The organism is Shigella sp. SIG3 (assembly GCF_053555855.1).
On sequence record NZ_JBQZXE010000007.1, the window covers coordinates 37,791 to 51,003 of the forward strand.

The following is a 13,213-nucleotide window of genomic DNA, read 5'->3' on the forward strand; positions in this document are numbered from 1 at the left end:
GTTACCTTATGTCTGAGCAGTTTTTGTATTTCTTGCAGCAGATGTTTAACGGCGTCACGCTGGGCAGTACCTACGCGCTGATAGCCATCGGCTACACCATGGTTTACGGCATTATCGGCATGATCAACTTCGCCCACGGCGAGGTTTATATGATTGGCAGCTACGTCTCATTTATGATCATCGCCGCGCTGATGATGATGGGCATTGATACCGGCTGGCTGCTGGTGGCGGCGGGATTCGTCGGCGCAATCGTCATCGCCAGCGCCTACGGCTGGAGTATCGAACGGGTAGCTTACCGCCCGGTGCGTAACTCTAAGCGCCTGATTGCGCTTATTTCCGCAATCGGTATGTCCATCTTCCTGCAAAACTACGTCAGCCTGACCGAAGGTTCGCGCGACGTGGCGCTGCCGAGCCTGTTTAACGGTCAGTGGGTGGTGGGCCATAGCGAAAACTTCTCTGCCTCTATTACCACCATGCAGGCGGTGATCTGGATTGTCACCTTCCTCGCCATGCTGGCGCTGACGATTTTCATTCGCTATTCCCGTATGGGGCGCGCCTGTCGTGCCTGCGCGGAAGATCTGAAAATGGCGAGCCTGCTTGGCATCAACACCGACCGGGTGATTGCTTTGACCTTTGTTATTGGCGCGGCGATGGCGGCAGTGGCTGGCGTACTGCTCGGTCAGTTCTACTGCGTCATTAACCCCTATATCGGCTTTATGGCCGGGATGAAAGCCTTTACCGCTGCGGTGCTCGGTGGGATTGGCAGCATTCCAGGGGCGATGATTGGCGGGCTGATCCTAGGGATTGCGGAGGCGCTCTCTTCTGCCTATCTGAGTACGGAATATAAAGATGTGGTCTCATTCGCCCTGCTGATTCTGGTGCTGCTGGTGATGCCGACCGGTATTCTGGGTCGCCCGGAGGTAGAGAAAGTATGAAACCGATGCATATTGCAATGGCACTGCTCTCTGCCGCGATGTTCTTTGTCCTGGCGGGCGTCTTTATGGGCGTACAACTGGAGCTGGATGGCACCAAACTGGTGGTCGACACGGCTTCAGACATCCGTTGGCAGTGGATGTTTATCGGCACGGCGGTGGTCTTTTTCTTCCAGCTTTTGCGACCGGCTTTCCAGAAAGGGTTGAAAAGCGTTTCCGGGCCGAAGTTTATTCTGCCCGCGATTGATGGGTCCACGGTGAAGCAAAAGCTGTTCCTCGTGGCGCTGCTGGTGCTTGTGGTGGCGTGGCCGTTTATGGTGTCACGTGGGACGGTGGATATCGCCACTCTGACCATGATCTACATTATCCTCGGTCTCGGGCTGAATGTGGTTGTTGGTCTTTCTGGTCTGCTGGTGCTGGGGTACGGCGGTTTTTACGCCATCGGCGCTTACACTTTTGCGCTGCTCAATCACTATTACGGTCTGGGGTTCTGGACCTGTTTGCCGATTGCCGGACTGATGGCAGCGGCGGCGGGTTTCCTGCTCGGTTTTCCGGTGCTGCGTCTGCGCGGTGACTATCTGGCGATCGTTACCCTTGGTTTCGGCGAAATTGTGCGCATATTGCTGCTCAATAACACTGAAATCACCGGCGGCCCGAACGGAATCAGTCAGATCCCGAAACCGACACTCTTCGGACTCGAGTTCAGCCGTACCGCTCGTGAAGGCGGCTGGGACACGTTCAGTAATTTCTTTGGCCTGAAATACGATCCGTCCGATCGCGTTATCTTCCTCTACCTGGTGGCGTTGCTGCTGGTGGTGTTAAGCCTGTTTGTCATTAACCGCCTGCTGCGGATGCCGCTGGGCCGCGCGTGGGAAGCGTTGCGTGAAGACGAGATCGCCTGTCGTTCGCTGGGCTTAAGCCCGCGCCGTATCAAGCTGACCGCTTTTACCATCAGCGCCGCATTTGCCGGTTTTGCCGGAACGCTGTTTGCGGCGCGTCAGGGCTTTGTCAGCCCGGAATCCTTCACCTTTGCTGAATCGGCCTTTGTGCTGGCGATAGTGGTGCTCGGCGGTATGGGCTCGCAATTTGCAGTGATTCTGGCGGCTGTTCTGCTGGTGGTGTCGCGCGAATTGATGCGTGATTTCAACGAATACAGCATGTTAATGCTCGGTGGTTTGATGGTGCTGATGATGATCTGGCGTCCGCAGGGTTTGCTGCCCATGACGCGCCCGCAACTGAAGCTGAAAAACGGCGCAGCGAAAGGAGAGCAGGCATGAGTCAGCCATTATTATCTGTTAACGGTCTGATGATGCGCTTCGGCGGCCTGCTGGCGGTGAACAACGTCAATCTTGAACTGTACCCGCAGGAAATCGTCTCGTTAATCGGCCCTAACGGTGCCGGAAAAACCACGGTTTTTAACTGCCTGACCGGTTTCTACAAACCCACCGGCGGCACCATTTTACTGCGCGATCAGCATCTTGAAGGTTTACCGGGGCAGCAAATTGCTCGCATGGGCGTGGTGCGCACCTTCCAGCATGTGCGTCTGTTCCGTGAAATGACGGTAATTGAAAACCTGCTGGTGGCGCAGCATCAGCAACTGAAAACCGGGCTGTTCTCTGGCCTGTTGAAAACGCCTTCTTTCCGTCGCGCCCAGAGCGAAGCGCTCGACCGCGCCGCCACCTGGCTTGAGCGCATTGGTTTGCTGGAACACGCCAACCGTCAGGCAAGTAACCTGGCCTATGGTGACCAACGCCGTCTGGAGATTGCCCGCTGCATGGTGACGCAGCCGGAGATTTTAATGCTCGACGAACCGGCGGCAGGTCTTAACCCAAAAGAAACCAAAGAGCTGGATGAGCTGATTGCCGAACTGCGCAATCATCACAACACCACTATCTTGTTGATTGAACACGATATGAAGCTGGTGATGGGGATTTCAGACCGAATTTATGTGGTCAATCAGGGGACGCCACTGGCAAACGGTACGCCGGAGCAAATCCGTAATAACCCGGACGTGATCCGTGCCTATTTAGGTGAGGCATAAGATGGAAAAAGTCATGTTGTCCTTTGACAAAGTCAGCGCCCACTACGGCAAAATCCAGGCGCTGCATGAGGTGAGCCTGCATATCAATCAGGGCGAGATTGTCACTCTCATTGGCGCGAACGGGGCGGGGAAAACCACCTTGCTCGGCACGTTATGCGGCGATCCGCGCGCCACCAGCGGGCGAATTGTGTTTGATGATAAAGACATTACCGACTGGCAGACGGCGAAAATCATGCGCGAAGCGGTAGCGATTGTCCCGGAAGGGCGTCGCGTCTTCTCGCGGATGACGGTGGAAGAGAACCTGGCGATGGGCGGCTTCTTTGCCGAACGTGACCAGTTTCAGGAGCGCATAAAGTGGGTGTATGAACTGTTTCCACGTCTGCATGAGCGCCGTGTTCAGCGGGCGGGCACCATGTCCGGCGGTGAACAGCAGATGCTGGCGATTGGTCGCGCGCTGATGAGCAATCCGCGTTTGTTGTTACTTGATGAGCCATCGCTCGGTCTTGCGCCGATTATTATCCAGCAAATTTTCGACACCATCGAGCAGCTGCGCGAGCAGGGGATGACTATCTTCCTCGTCGAGCAGAACGCCAACCAGGCGCTAAAGCTGGCGGATCGCGGCTACGTGCTGGAAAACGGCCATGTGGTGCTCTCCGATACCGGCGACGCGCTGCTGGCGAACGAAGCAGTGAGAAGTTCGTATTTAGGCGGGTAATAACACGTTGATTGATAAGGAGTCAAAAGACTCCTTTGAGACAGGTGACAAATGCAAAATTGCCTGATGCGCTGCGCTTATCAGGCCTACTGGGTGAGTTGCAATATATTGAATTTGCACGATCTTGTAGGCCGGATAAGGCGTTTACGCCGCATCCGGCATGAAACGATGAGTAATCTGTAGAGTTTGATTCAGACCTTCTATTTTTCCGCTTATCCGTGCCCCATCTCCCATTTTCCCTCACCCACGCCGTCACCGCCTTGTCATCTTTCTGACACCTTACTATCTTACAAATGTAACAAAAAAGTTATTTTTCTGTAATTCGAGCATGTCATGTTACCCCGCGAGCATAAAACGCGTGAATTCGCGCATTCGGTACAACAAGAGAGATAAACGATGAAACCGTTACATTATACAGCTTCAGCACTGGCGCTCGGACTGGCGTTAATGGGGAATGCACAGGCAGTGACGACCATTCCGTTCTGGCATTCTATGGAAGGGGAACTGGGTAAAGAGGTGGATTCTCTGGCCCAACGTTTTAACGCCGAAAATCCGGATTACAAAATTGTACCGACCTATAAAGGCAACTACGAACAGAATTTAAGCGCGGGGATTGCCGCATTTCGTACCGGCAACGCTCCGGCTATTTTGCAGGTTTATGAAGTTGGCACCGCCACCATGATGGCGTCGAAAGCCATTAAACCGGTGTATGACGTGTTTAAAGAGGCAGGGATTCAGTTCGATGAGTCGCAGTTTGTGCCGACGGTTTCCGGTTACTACTCCGACAGCAAAACCGGCCACTTACTCTCCCAGCCGTTCAACAGCTCGACTCCCGTTCTCTATTACAACAAAGACGCCTTCAAGAAAGCGGGGTTAGACCCGGAACAGCCGCCGAAAACCTGGCAGGATCTGGCGGACTATTCCGCAAAACTGAAAGCCTCCGGTATTAAGTGCGGCTACGCCAGCGGCTGGCAGGGCTGGATCCAACTGGAAAACTTTAGCGCCTGGAACGGTCTGCCGTTTGCCAGCAAAAACAACGGCTTTGACGGCACGGACGCGGTGCTGGAGTTCAACAAGCCGGAGCAGGTGAAACACATCGCCATGCTCGAGGAGATGAACAAGAAGGGCGACTTCAGCTACGTCGGTCGTAAGGATGAATCCACCGAGAAGTTCTATAACGGTGATTGCGCGATGACCACCGCCTCTTCCGGTTCTCTTGCCAACATTCGCGAGTACGCCAAATTTAACTACGGCGTAGGTATGATGCCTTACGACGCCGATGCGAAAGATGCGCCACAAAACGCCATTATCGGCGGAGCCAGCCTGTGGGTGATGCAGGGCAAAGATAAAGAAACGTATACCGGCGTGGCGAAGTTTCTCGACTTCCTCGCGAAGCCAGAAAACGCTGCTGAGTGGCATCAGAAAACCGGTTATCTGCCAATTACCAAAGCGGCGTATGACCTGACCCGTGAGCAGGGCTTTTACGAGAAAAACCCAGGTGCGGATACCGCGACGCGTCAGATGCTGAACAAGCCGCCGTTGCCGTTCACCAAAGGGCTTCGTCTGGGCAACATGCCGCAGATCCGCGTGATTGTGGATGAAGAGCTTGAGAGCGTGTGGACCGGTAAGAAGACGCCACAGCAGGCGCTGGATACCGCAGTTGAGCGTGGGAACCAGTTACTGCGCCGCTTTGAGAAATCGACGAAGTCTTAATCAGTGTAATGCCGGATGCGTTTCGCTTATCTGACCTGGCATCGCGTGTAGGCCGGATAAGCGAAGCGCATCCGGCACAGTTCAGGAATTAACCGTAATGTCATCATCCCGTCCGGTGTTCCGCTCGCGCTGGCTGCCTTATCTGCTGGTCGCGCCGCAGCTCATCATCACCGTTATCTTTTTTATCTGGCCTGCGGGCGAAGCGTTGTGGTACTCGCTACAAAGCGTCGATCCGTTTGGTTTCTCCAGCCAGTTTGTCGGTCTGGATAACTTCGTCACGCTGTTTCATGACAGCTATTATCTCGACTCCTTCTGGACGACGATAAAATTCAGCACCTTTGTCACCGTCAGCGGTTTGCTGGTATCGCTGTTCTTTGCGGCGCTGGTGGAGTACATCGTGCGCGGCAGTCGTTTCTACCAAACCTTAATGTTGCTGCCGTATGCCGTGGCTCCCGCCGTTGCCGCCGTATTGTGGATCTTCCTGTTTAACCCCGGTCGCGGGCTGATCACCCATTTTCTCGCTGAGTTCGGCTACGACTGGAACCACGCGCAAAATAGCGGTCAGGCGATGTTTCTGGTGGTGTTTGCCTCGGTGTGGAAGCAAATCAGCTACAACTTTCTGTTCTTCTATGCCGCGCTGCAATCCATTCCCCGTTCGTTGATCGAAGCCGCAGCCATCGACGGTGCAGGGCCGATTCGCCGCTTCTTTAAGATTGCGCTGCCGCTTATCGCCCCGGTGAGTTTCTTCCTGCTGGTAGTGAACCTGGTGTATGCCTTCTTCGACACCTTCCCGGTGATCGACGCCGCCACGTCCGGCGGGCCGGTTCAGGCCACCACGACGCTGATTTATAAGATCTACCGCGAAGGTTTTACCGGACTGGATCTGGCTTCGTCTGCCGCACAGTCGGTGGTGTTGATGTTCCTCGTCATCGTGCTGACGGTGGTGCAGTTCCGCTATGTTGAAAGCAAGGTGCGTTACCAATAATTGAGAACCGTCCGTGGCTGACGATATTCAGCCATACCATGCTGATCCTCGGGATCGCGGTGATCCTCTTCCCGCTGTACGTGGCGTTTGTCGCGGCGACGCTGGATAAACAGGCCGTCTACGCCGCGCCGATGACGCTCATCCCCGGCACGCATCTGCTGGAAAACATCCACAACATCTGGGTGAACGGGGTAGGCACAAATAGCGCGCCGTTCTGGCGGATGTTGCTTAACAGCTTTGTGATGGCGTTCAGCATTACGCTCGGCAAAATTACTGTCTCGATGCTCTCGGCATTTGCCATTGTCTGGTTTCGTTTTCCGCTACGTAACCTCTTCTTCTGGATGATTTTTATCACCCTGATGCTGCCGGTTGAAGTACGTATCTTCCCGACGGTGGAAGTCATCGCCAACCTGAAGATGCTCGACAGCTACGCCGGTTTAACGCTGCCGCTGATGGCCTCGGCGACCGCCACGTTTCTGTTTCGCCAGTTCTTTATGACGCTGCCGGATGAACTGGTGGAAGCGGCGCGGATCGACGGTGCGTCACCAATGCGCTTCTTTTGCGACATCGTTTTTCCGCTCTCCAAAACTAATCTGGCGGCGCTGTTTGTGATCACCTTTATTTACGGCTGGAACCAGTATTTGTGGCCGTTGTTGATTATTACCGACGTGGATCTCGGCACCACCGTGGCAGGGATCAAAGGGATGATCGCCACTGGCGAAGGCACCACGGAATGGAACTCAGTGATGGCGGCGATGTTGTTAACCCTGATCCCACCAGTAGTGATTGTTTTAGTGATGCAGCGTGCCTTCGTGCGCGGCCTGGTCGATAGTGAGAAATAAGATGGCAGGACTGAAATTACAGGCAGTAACCAAAAGCTGGGATGGCAAAACCTAGGTCATTAAACCGCTGACCCTTGATGTGGCGGATGGCGAATTTATCGTGATGGTCGGGCCGTCTGGCTGCGGGAAATCGACGCTGCTGCGTATGGTTGCCGGGCTGGAGAGGGTGACCGAAGGCGATATCTGGATCAACGACCAGCGCGTGACCGAAATGGAGCCGAAAGATCGCGGGATTGCGATGGTGTTCCAGAATTACGCGCTTTATCCGCATATGAGCGTCGAAGAAAACATGGCGTGGGGGCTGAAAATTCGCGGCATGGGCAAGCAGCAAATAGCCGAGCGCGTTAAAGAAGCGGCGCGCATTCTGGAGCTGGACGGTCTGCTCAAACGTCGCCCGCGCGAGCTTTCCGGCGGTCAGCGCCAGCGTGTGGCGATGGGACGCGCGATTGTGCGTGATCCGGCGGTGTTCTTGTTTGATGAGCCACTCTCTAACCTCGATGCCAAGCTGCGCGTACAGATGCGTCTTGAACTGCAACAGCTGCACCGTCGCCTGAAAACGACTTCACTCTACGTTACTCACGATCAGGTTGAGGCGATGACGCTCGCCCAGCGAGTAATGGTGATGAACGGCGGCGTTGCCGAACAGATTGGCACGCCGGTGGAAGTCTACGAAAAGCCCGCCAGCCTGTTTGTGGCGAGTTTTATCGGCAGCCCGGCGATGAACCTGCTGACAGGCCGCATGAATAATGAAGGCACGCATTTCGAACTGGACGGCGGTATCGTGCTACCGCTAAACGGTGGCTACCGTCAGTATGCCGGGCGTAAAATGACCCTCGGCATTCGCCCGGAACATATTGCGCTAAGCTCGCAAGCAGAAGCTGGTGGTGCGACTGGCGCATCAGGAGCGCCCGACGGCAGGCAGCACGCTGTGGCTGCATCTGGCGGAAAATCAGCTGCATCTTTTTGATGGTGAAACAGGACAACGAGTATGAGTAACTGGCCTTATCCCCGCATCGTCGCTCATCGTGGCGGCGGTAAGCTGGCCCCGGAAAACACCCTGGCGGCAATCGACGTCGGGGCAAAATACGGTCATAAGATGATCGAATTTGACGCGAAGTTATCGAAAGATGGCGAGATCTTCCTGCTCCATGACGACAATCTCGAACGCACCAGCAACGGCTGGGGCGTCGCGGGTGAACTGAACTGGCAGGATTTACTGCGCGTGGATGCGGGCAGTTGGTACAGCAAAGCGTTTAAAGGTGAGCCGCTGCCGTTGCTTTCGCAGGTGGCGGAACGCTGTCGCGAACACGGGATGATGGCGAATATCGAAATCAAACCCACCACTGGCACTGGACCATTAACGGGCAAAATGGTGGCGCTGGCGGCACGCCAACTGTGGGCCGGTATGACGCCGCCGCTGCTGTCATCGTTTGAGATTGATGCTTTAGAAGCTGCACAACAGGCGGCACCGGAACTGCCGCGTGGTTTATTGCTTGATGAGTGGCGCGACGACTGGCGCGAACTGACCGCGCGGCTGGGCTGCGTCTCTATTCATCTCAATCATAAGTTACTCGATAAAGCGCGAGTGATGCAGTTGAAAGACGCCGGATTACGGATTCTGGTTTATACCGTCAATAAACCCCAGCGCGCGGCAGAGTTGCTGCGCTGGGGCGTGGATTGCATCTGTACCGATGCGATTGACGTGATTGGTCCGAACTTTACGGCCCAATAGTTTTCAACGGAATGTCAGGCTGCGGCGTGCTGGGCTGATTCAGCATGTCGCCGTTTCTCCTCTCCGGCAGCATATGCTGCTGATTCAACGAACTATCCGGATTACGGTTGCTGTTTAACATCCCGCCGTTGGTGTTGGGCAGCATTTGCTGCCGGGCGGGATTTCGCTCCCCCGGCTGTGACTGCAACACCCGCTGAGAATTATTGTTTATCTGGTTTTCTAAATGCTGCTGTTGCAACTGAGTTTGCGTTTTCAGTTGCTGATTCAGCATCCCTTTTTGCTGGATTTGCTGAGTCTGCATCTGGGTTTGCATCCGCTGCTGGCTGGGTATCTGATACCCCGGCTGGTTAGGGTTGTTCAGAGTATTAATGGGCTGTGCAAAGCCGACAAACGGCAGGAGTGCCGTAAGAATCAGAAGTCGTTTCATCGCGTATCCTCCTCTGAAGATATCCTTTAAGTTTACTCGCTTCCCGACAAAACGATGATTAATTCAGAGTTATATACCAGGCTTAGCTGGGGTTGCCCCTTAATCTCTGGAGAATAACGATGATAAAACCGACGTTTTTACGCCGGGTGGCCATTGCTGCTCTGCTCTCAGGAAGTTGTTTTAGCGCCGCCCGTCTCGTATGGTGTGGAGGAAGATGTCTTCCATCCGGTACGCGCGAAACAGGGAATGGTAGCGTCTGTGGACGCCACTGCCACTCAGGTGGGGGTGGATATCCTCAAGGAGGGCGGGAATGCCGTTGATGCCGCCGTGGCGGTGGGCTACGCGCTGGCGGTAACGCATCCGCAGGCAGGGAATCTGGGCGGTGGTGGTTTTATGTTAATCCGCTCGAAAAATGGCAATACCACGGCTATCGATTTCCGCGAAATGGCACCCGCCAAAGCGACCCGCGATATGTTCCTCGATGATCAGGGCAACCCGGACAGCAAAAAATCACTCACTTCGCATCTGGCTTCCGGCACACCGGGTACGGTAGCAGGTTTCTCGCTGGCGCTGGATAAATACGGCACCATGCCGCTGAACAAAGTCGTGCAGCCCGCGTTTAAACTGGCACGCGATGGTTTTATCGTTAACGACGCGCTGGCTGACGATCTCAAAACCTACGGTAGCGAAGTGTTGCCGAATCACGAAAACAGTAAAGCTATCTTCTGGAAAGAGGGCGAGCCGCTGAAAAAGGGCGGCACGCTGGTGCAGGCGAACCTGGCAAAGAGCCTGGAGATGATTGCTGAAAACGGCCCGGACGAATTCTATAAAGGCACGATTGCGGAACAGATCGCCCAGGAGATGCAGAAAAACGGTGGCTTGATCACTAAAGAAGATTTAGCGGCCTATAAAGCGGTCGAACGCACTCCGATAAGCGGCGATTATCGCGGGTATCAGGTTTACTCCATGCCACCGCCATCCTCCGGCGGGATCCATATCGTACAAATCCTCAATATTCTGGAAAACTTCGATATGAAGAAATACGGCTTTGGCAGCGCCGATGCGATGCAAATCATGGCAGAAGCGGAGAAATACGCCTACGCCGACCGCTCGGAATATCTTGGCGACCCGGATTTTGTCAAAGTCCCGTGGCAGGCACTGACCAATAAAGCCTATGCCAAATCCATTGCCGATCAAATTGATATCAAAAAAGCGAAGCCGTCCAGTGAGATTCGCCCTGGCAAGCTTGCGCCTTATGAGAGTAATCAAACTACCCATTACTCTGTAGTGGATAAAGACGGTAACGCGGTGGCGGTGACCTATACGCTGAACACCACCTTCGGTACGGGTATTGTCGCGGGCGAGAGCGGTATTCTGCTTAATAACCAGATGGATGATTTCTCCGCCAAACCGGGCGTACCGAACGTTTACGGGCTGGTGGGCGGTGATGCCAACGCCGTCGGGCCGAACAAACGCCCGCTGTCGTCGATGTCGCCGACCATTGTGGTGAAAGACGGTAAAACCTGGCTGGTTACCGGTAGCCCAGGCGGTAGCCGGATTATCACCACGGTGCTGCAAATGGTGGTGAATAGCATCGATTATGGCATGAACGTCGCCGAAGCGACCAATGCGCCGCGTTTCCACCATCAGTGGTTGCCGGACGAGCTGCGTGTCGAAAAAGGGTTTAGCCCGGATACGCTCAAGCTGCTGGAAGCAAAAGGTCAGAAAGTGGCGCTGAAAGAGGCGATGGGCAGCACACAAAGCATTATGGTTGGGCCGGACGGTGAGTTGTACGGCGCATCCGACCCGCGCTCGGTGGATGATTTAACGGCGGGGTATTAATATCTTAAGCCCTCCCGGTAGGTGAGGGCTTAAATGACAAACTTAGATTGCAAATTCTCTATTTCACCCGCGCCATATAATACGCATCGACATATTCACCATTACGCAATGCGTACTTCTTACCGGTCCCTTCAATCTCAAAGCCGAATTTTTTATAGACCTTAATTGCTGGCGCGTTATCGACAAACACGGTTAGTTCAATGCGATCTACCCGTAACCAGTTGTCGCACATTTCAATCATCTCTCGCATCAGGGCGCTGGCGACGCCGCGGTTCTTCCAACGAGAGTCGACACAGATACCAAAATCGGCAACATGACTGCGGCGTGGGCGCTGTTGCACGTCAATGGTGAGATGGCCCACGACGTCTCCATCAATACAGGCGACGAGTTGCTTGATGCCGGGACGATCGGCGAGTCGCTCCTGCCACATATGATCGGAAGGATGAGGCACCTGTAGTGTGTTGCAATACACCTCCGGCTGGGCGTGAATCTGCCTGATGGTCTCGTAATCCCGTGTTTCTGCGTGGCGTATTACTATCTCACTCATTCCTTTGTCCTCTTTGGGGTAAATGTCCCTTTCAACATCATTGACTTTCAAATGCGAGTCAAATGCATTTTTTTGCAAAAAGTGTTGGACAAGTGCGAATGAGAATGATTATTATTGTCTCGCGATCAGGAAGACCCTCGCGGAGAACCTGAAAGCACGACATTGCTCACATTGCTTCCAGTATTACTTAGCCAGCCGGGTGCTGGCTTTTTTTTTGATCTTTCGTTCTCAATTTATCCACGGGAGTGCTTGTGTTCGTTATGCGCACTCCAGTAGGAACCACGTCCGCTTTGCGCTAAGGTGTAAATAACCACCTTAAAAAGGACGAAATCATGGTCATCAACTGCGCCTTTATTGGCTTCGGCAAAAGCACCACCCGTTACCATCTGCCGTATGTACTTAACCGCAAGGATAGCTGGCATGTCGCGCATATTTTTCGTCGCCATGCGAAGCCGGAAGAACAGGCTCCCATTTACTCTCATATCCATTTCACCAGCGATCTCGACGAAGTGCTAAACGATCCCGATGTTAAGTTGGTTGTTGTCTGCACCCATGCGGACAGCCACTTCGAGTACGCGAAGCGCGCGCTGGAAGCCGGGAAAAATGTGCTGGTCGAAAAAACGTTCACTCCGACACTTGCGCAGGCGAAAGAGCTGTTTGCACTGGCGAAAAGCAAAGGGCTGACCGTCACGCCATATCAGAATCGTCGCTTTGATTCCTGCTTCCTGACGGCGAAAAAAGCGATTGAAAGCGGCAAGCTGGGAGAGATTGTCGAAGTGGAAAGCCATTTTGACTATTACCGCCCGGTGGCAGAAACCAAACCTGGACTGCCGCAGGATGGCGCGTTCTATGGCCTTGGTGTGCATACGATGGACCAGATTATTTCTCTGTTCGGTCGCCCGGATCACGTCGCTTATGACATCCGCAGCCTGCGTAATAAAGCCAATCCTGACGACACCTTTGAAGCGCAACTGTTTTATGGCGACCTGAAAGCCATCGTCAAAACCAGCCATCTGGTGAAAATCGATTATCCGAAATTTATCGTTCACGGTAAGAAAGGTTCGTTTATTAAATACGGTATCGACCAGCAGGAAACCAGCCTGAAGGCTAATATTATGCCGGGCGAACCGGGATTCGCAGCGGATGATTCGGTCGGTGTGCTGGAGTATGTCAATGACGAGGGTGTGACGGTCAGAGAAGAGATGAAGCCGGAGATGGGCGATTACGGGCGTGTTTATGATGCGTTGTATCAAACCATCACCCACGGTGCGCCAAATTACGTCAAGGAATCTGAAGTTCTTACCAATCTGGAAATCCTTGAACGCGGATTTGAGCAAGCCTCTCCCTCCACAGTGACTCTCGCGAATTAAGTTTGATGGCCCCTCGAATAGTTCAATTTTTTTGAACAGAGGGGTCAATTTTCACCCTCTATCATCC

The 13,213-nt window shown here is 53.9% G+C and carries 11 protein-coding genes and 2 pseudogenes; 11 read left to right on the forward strand and 2 right to left on the reverse strand.

Annotated elements, in window-relative coordinates; translation table 11 throughout:
* The first annotated feature begins 8 nt into the window (after positions 1-8).
* The 9 genes and pseudogenes from livH (at position 9) to ugpQ (ending at position 8,960) form a co-directional block, all read left to right on the forward strand.
* Positions 9-935 carry a high-affinity branched-chain amino acid ABC transporter permease LivH gene (gene livH, locus ACUU1I_RS03115; RefSeq protein WP_001295108.1) on the forward strand — a complete coding sequence of 309 codons (927 nt, stop codon included), beginning with the start codon at positions 9-11 and terminating at the stop codon, positions 933-935.
* Positions 932-2,209, forward strand: a complete 1,278-nt coding sequence (livM, locus tag ACUU1I_RS03120; RefSeq protein ID WP_000803792.1) for a branched chain amino acid ABC transporter permease LivM — start codon at positions 932-934, stop codon at positions 2,207-2,209. The genes livH and livM overlap by 4 nt, the downstream gene beginning before the upstream one ends.
* On the forward strand, positions 2,206-2,973 hold the full coding sequence (livG, locus tag ACUU1I_RS03125; protein ID WP_000082101.1) for a high-affinity branched-chain amino acid ABC transporter ATP-binding protein LivG: 768 nt from the start codon (positions 2,206-2,208) through the stop codon (positions 2,971-2,973). Before livM ends, livG begins: the two co-directional genes overlap by 4 nt.
* A gap of 1 nt (position 2,974) precedes the next feature.
* A complete protein-coding gene (livF, locus tag ACUU1I_RS03130) occupies positions 2,975-3,688 on the forward strand; it encodes a high-affinity branched-chain amino acid ABC transporter ATP-binding protein LivF (RefSeq protein ID WP_000416896.1) in 714 nt (237 codons plus the stop codon).
* A 396-nt stretch (positions 3,689-4,084) separates the two neighbouring features.
* Positions 4,085-5,401 (forward strand): sn-glycerol-3-phosphate ABC transporter substrate-binding protein UgpB, encoded by a 1,317-nt coding sequence (gene ugpB, locus ACUU1I_RS03135; protein WP_000803201.1) that lies wholly within the window; start codon positions 4,085-4,087, stop codon positions 5,399-5,401.
* Positions 5,402-5,498: 97 nt separating this feature from the next.
* Entirely contained in the window at positions 5,499-6,386 is an 888-nt protein-coding gene (ugpA, locus tag ACUU1I_RS03140) for a sn-glycerol-3-phosphate ABC transporter permease UgpA (protein ID WP_000099289.1), read from the forward strand.
* Positions 6,383-7,228 (forward strand): sn-glycerol-3-phosphate ABC transporter permease UgpE, encoded by an 846-nt coding sequence (ugpE, locus tag ACUU1I_RS03145; protein ID WP_000572164.1) that lies wholly within the window; start codon positions 6,383-6,385, stop codon positions 7,226-7,228. The genes ugpA and ugpE overlap by 4 nt, the downstream gene beginning before the upstream one ends.
* Before the next feature lie 58 nt (positions 7,229-7,286).
* Positions 7,287-8,220: pseudogene (locus ACUU1I_RS03150) on the forward strand (sn-glycerol-3-phosphate import ATP-binding protein UgpC).
* Positions 8,217-8,960, forward strand: a complete 744-nt coding sequence (gene ugpQ / locus ACUU1I_RS03155; RefSeq protein ID WP_000073597.1) for a glycerophosphodiester phosphodiesterase — start codon at positions 8,217-8,219, stop codon at positions 8,958-8,960. The pseudogene ACUU1I_RS03150 and the gene ugpQ overlap by 4 nt, the downstream one beginning before the upstream one ends.
* Here ugpQ and ACUU1I_RS03160 read toward each other — a convergent pair.
* Positions 8,947-9,387 carry a DUF2756 family protein gene (locus ACUU1I_RS03160; protein ID WP_000825996.1) on the reverse strand — a complete coding sequence of 147 codons (441 nt, stop codon included), beginning with the start codon at positions 9,385-9,387 and terminating at the stop codon, positions 8,947-8,949. The genes ugpQ and ACUU1I_RS03160 overlap by 14 nt on opposite strands.
* A 119-nt stretch (positions 9,388-9,506) precedes the next feature.
* On the opposite strand from ACUU1I_RS03160, the pseudogene ggt reads away from it, so the two are divergent.
* A pseudogene (gene ggt, locus ACUU1I_RS03165) lies at positions 9,507-11,229 on the forward strand (gamma-glutamyltransferase).
* A gap of 58 nt (positions 11,230-11,287) precedes the next feature.
* On the opposite strand, the gene yhhY reads toward ggt, so the two are convergent.
* Positions 11,288-11,776: an N-acetyltransferase gene (yhhY, locus tag ACUU1I_RS03170; protein ID WP_032157200.1), complete on the reverse strand. Its 489-nt coding sequence runs from the start codon at positions 11,774-11,776 to the stop codon at positions 11,288-11,290.
* A 332-nt stretch (positions 11,777-12,108) separates the two neighbouring features.
* On the opposite strand from yhhY, the gene ACUU1I_RS03175 reads away from it, so the two are divergent.
* Positions 12,109-13,146, forward strand: coding sequence for an oxidoreductase (locus ACUU1I_RS03175; protein WP_000236312.1), 1,038 nt, complete (start codon positions 12,109-12,111; stop codon positions 13,144-13,146).
* Positions 13,147-13,213 lie beyond the last annotated feature (67 nt).

Bases quoted from the DNA above. Each gene is read 5' to 3' on its own strand.
- yhhY (WP_032157200.1), bottom strand. From the start codon at position 11,776: ATGAGTGAGATAGTAATACGCCACGCAGAAACACGGGATTACGAGACC.
- livF (WP_000416896.1), top strand. From the start codon at position 2,975: ATGGAAAAAGTCATGTTGTCCTTTGACAAAGTCAGCGCCCACTACGGC.
- livM (WP_000803792.1), top strand. From the start codon at position 932: ATGAAACCGATGCATATTGCAATGGCACTGCTCTCTGCCGCGATGTTC.
- ACUU1I_RS03160 (WP_000825996.1), bottom strand. From the start codon at position 9,387: ATGAAACGACTTCTGATTCTTACGGCACTCCTGCCGTTTGTCGGCTTT.
- ACUU1I_RS03175 (WP_000236312.1), top strand. From the start codon at position 12,109: ATGGTCATCAACTGCGCCTTTATTGGCTTCGGCAAAAGCACCACCCGT.
- livG (WP_000082101.1), top strand. From the start codon at position 2,206: ATGAGTCAGCCATTATTATCTGTTAACGGTCTGATGATGCGCTTCGGC.
- ugpA (WP_000099289.1), top strand. From the start codon at position 5,499: ATGTCATCATCCCGTCCGGTGTTCCGCTCGCGCTGGCTGCCTTATCTG.
- ugpB (WP_000803201.1), top strand. From the start codon at position 4,085: ATGAAACCGTTACATTATACAGCTTCAGCACTGGCGCTCGGACTGGCG.
- livH (WP_001295108.1), top strand. From the start codon at position 9: ATGTCTGAGCAGTTTTTGTATTTCTTGCAGCAGATGTTTAACGGCGTC.
- ugpQ (WP_000073597.1), top strand. From the start codon at position 8,217: ATGAGTAACTGGCCTTATCCCCGCATCGTCGCTCATCGTGGCGGCGGT.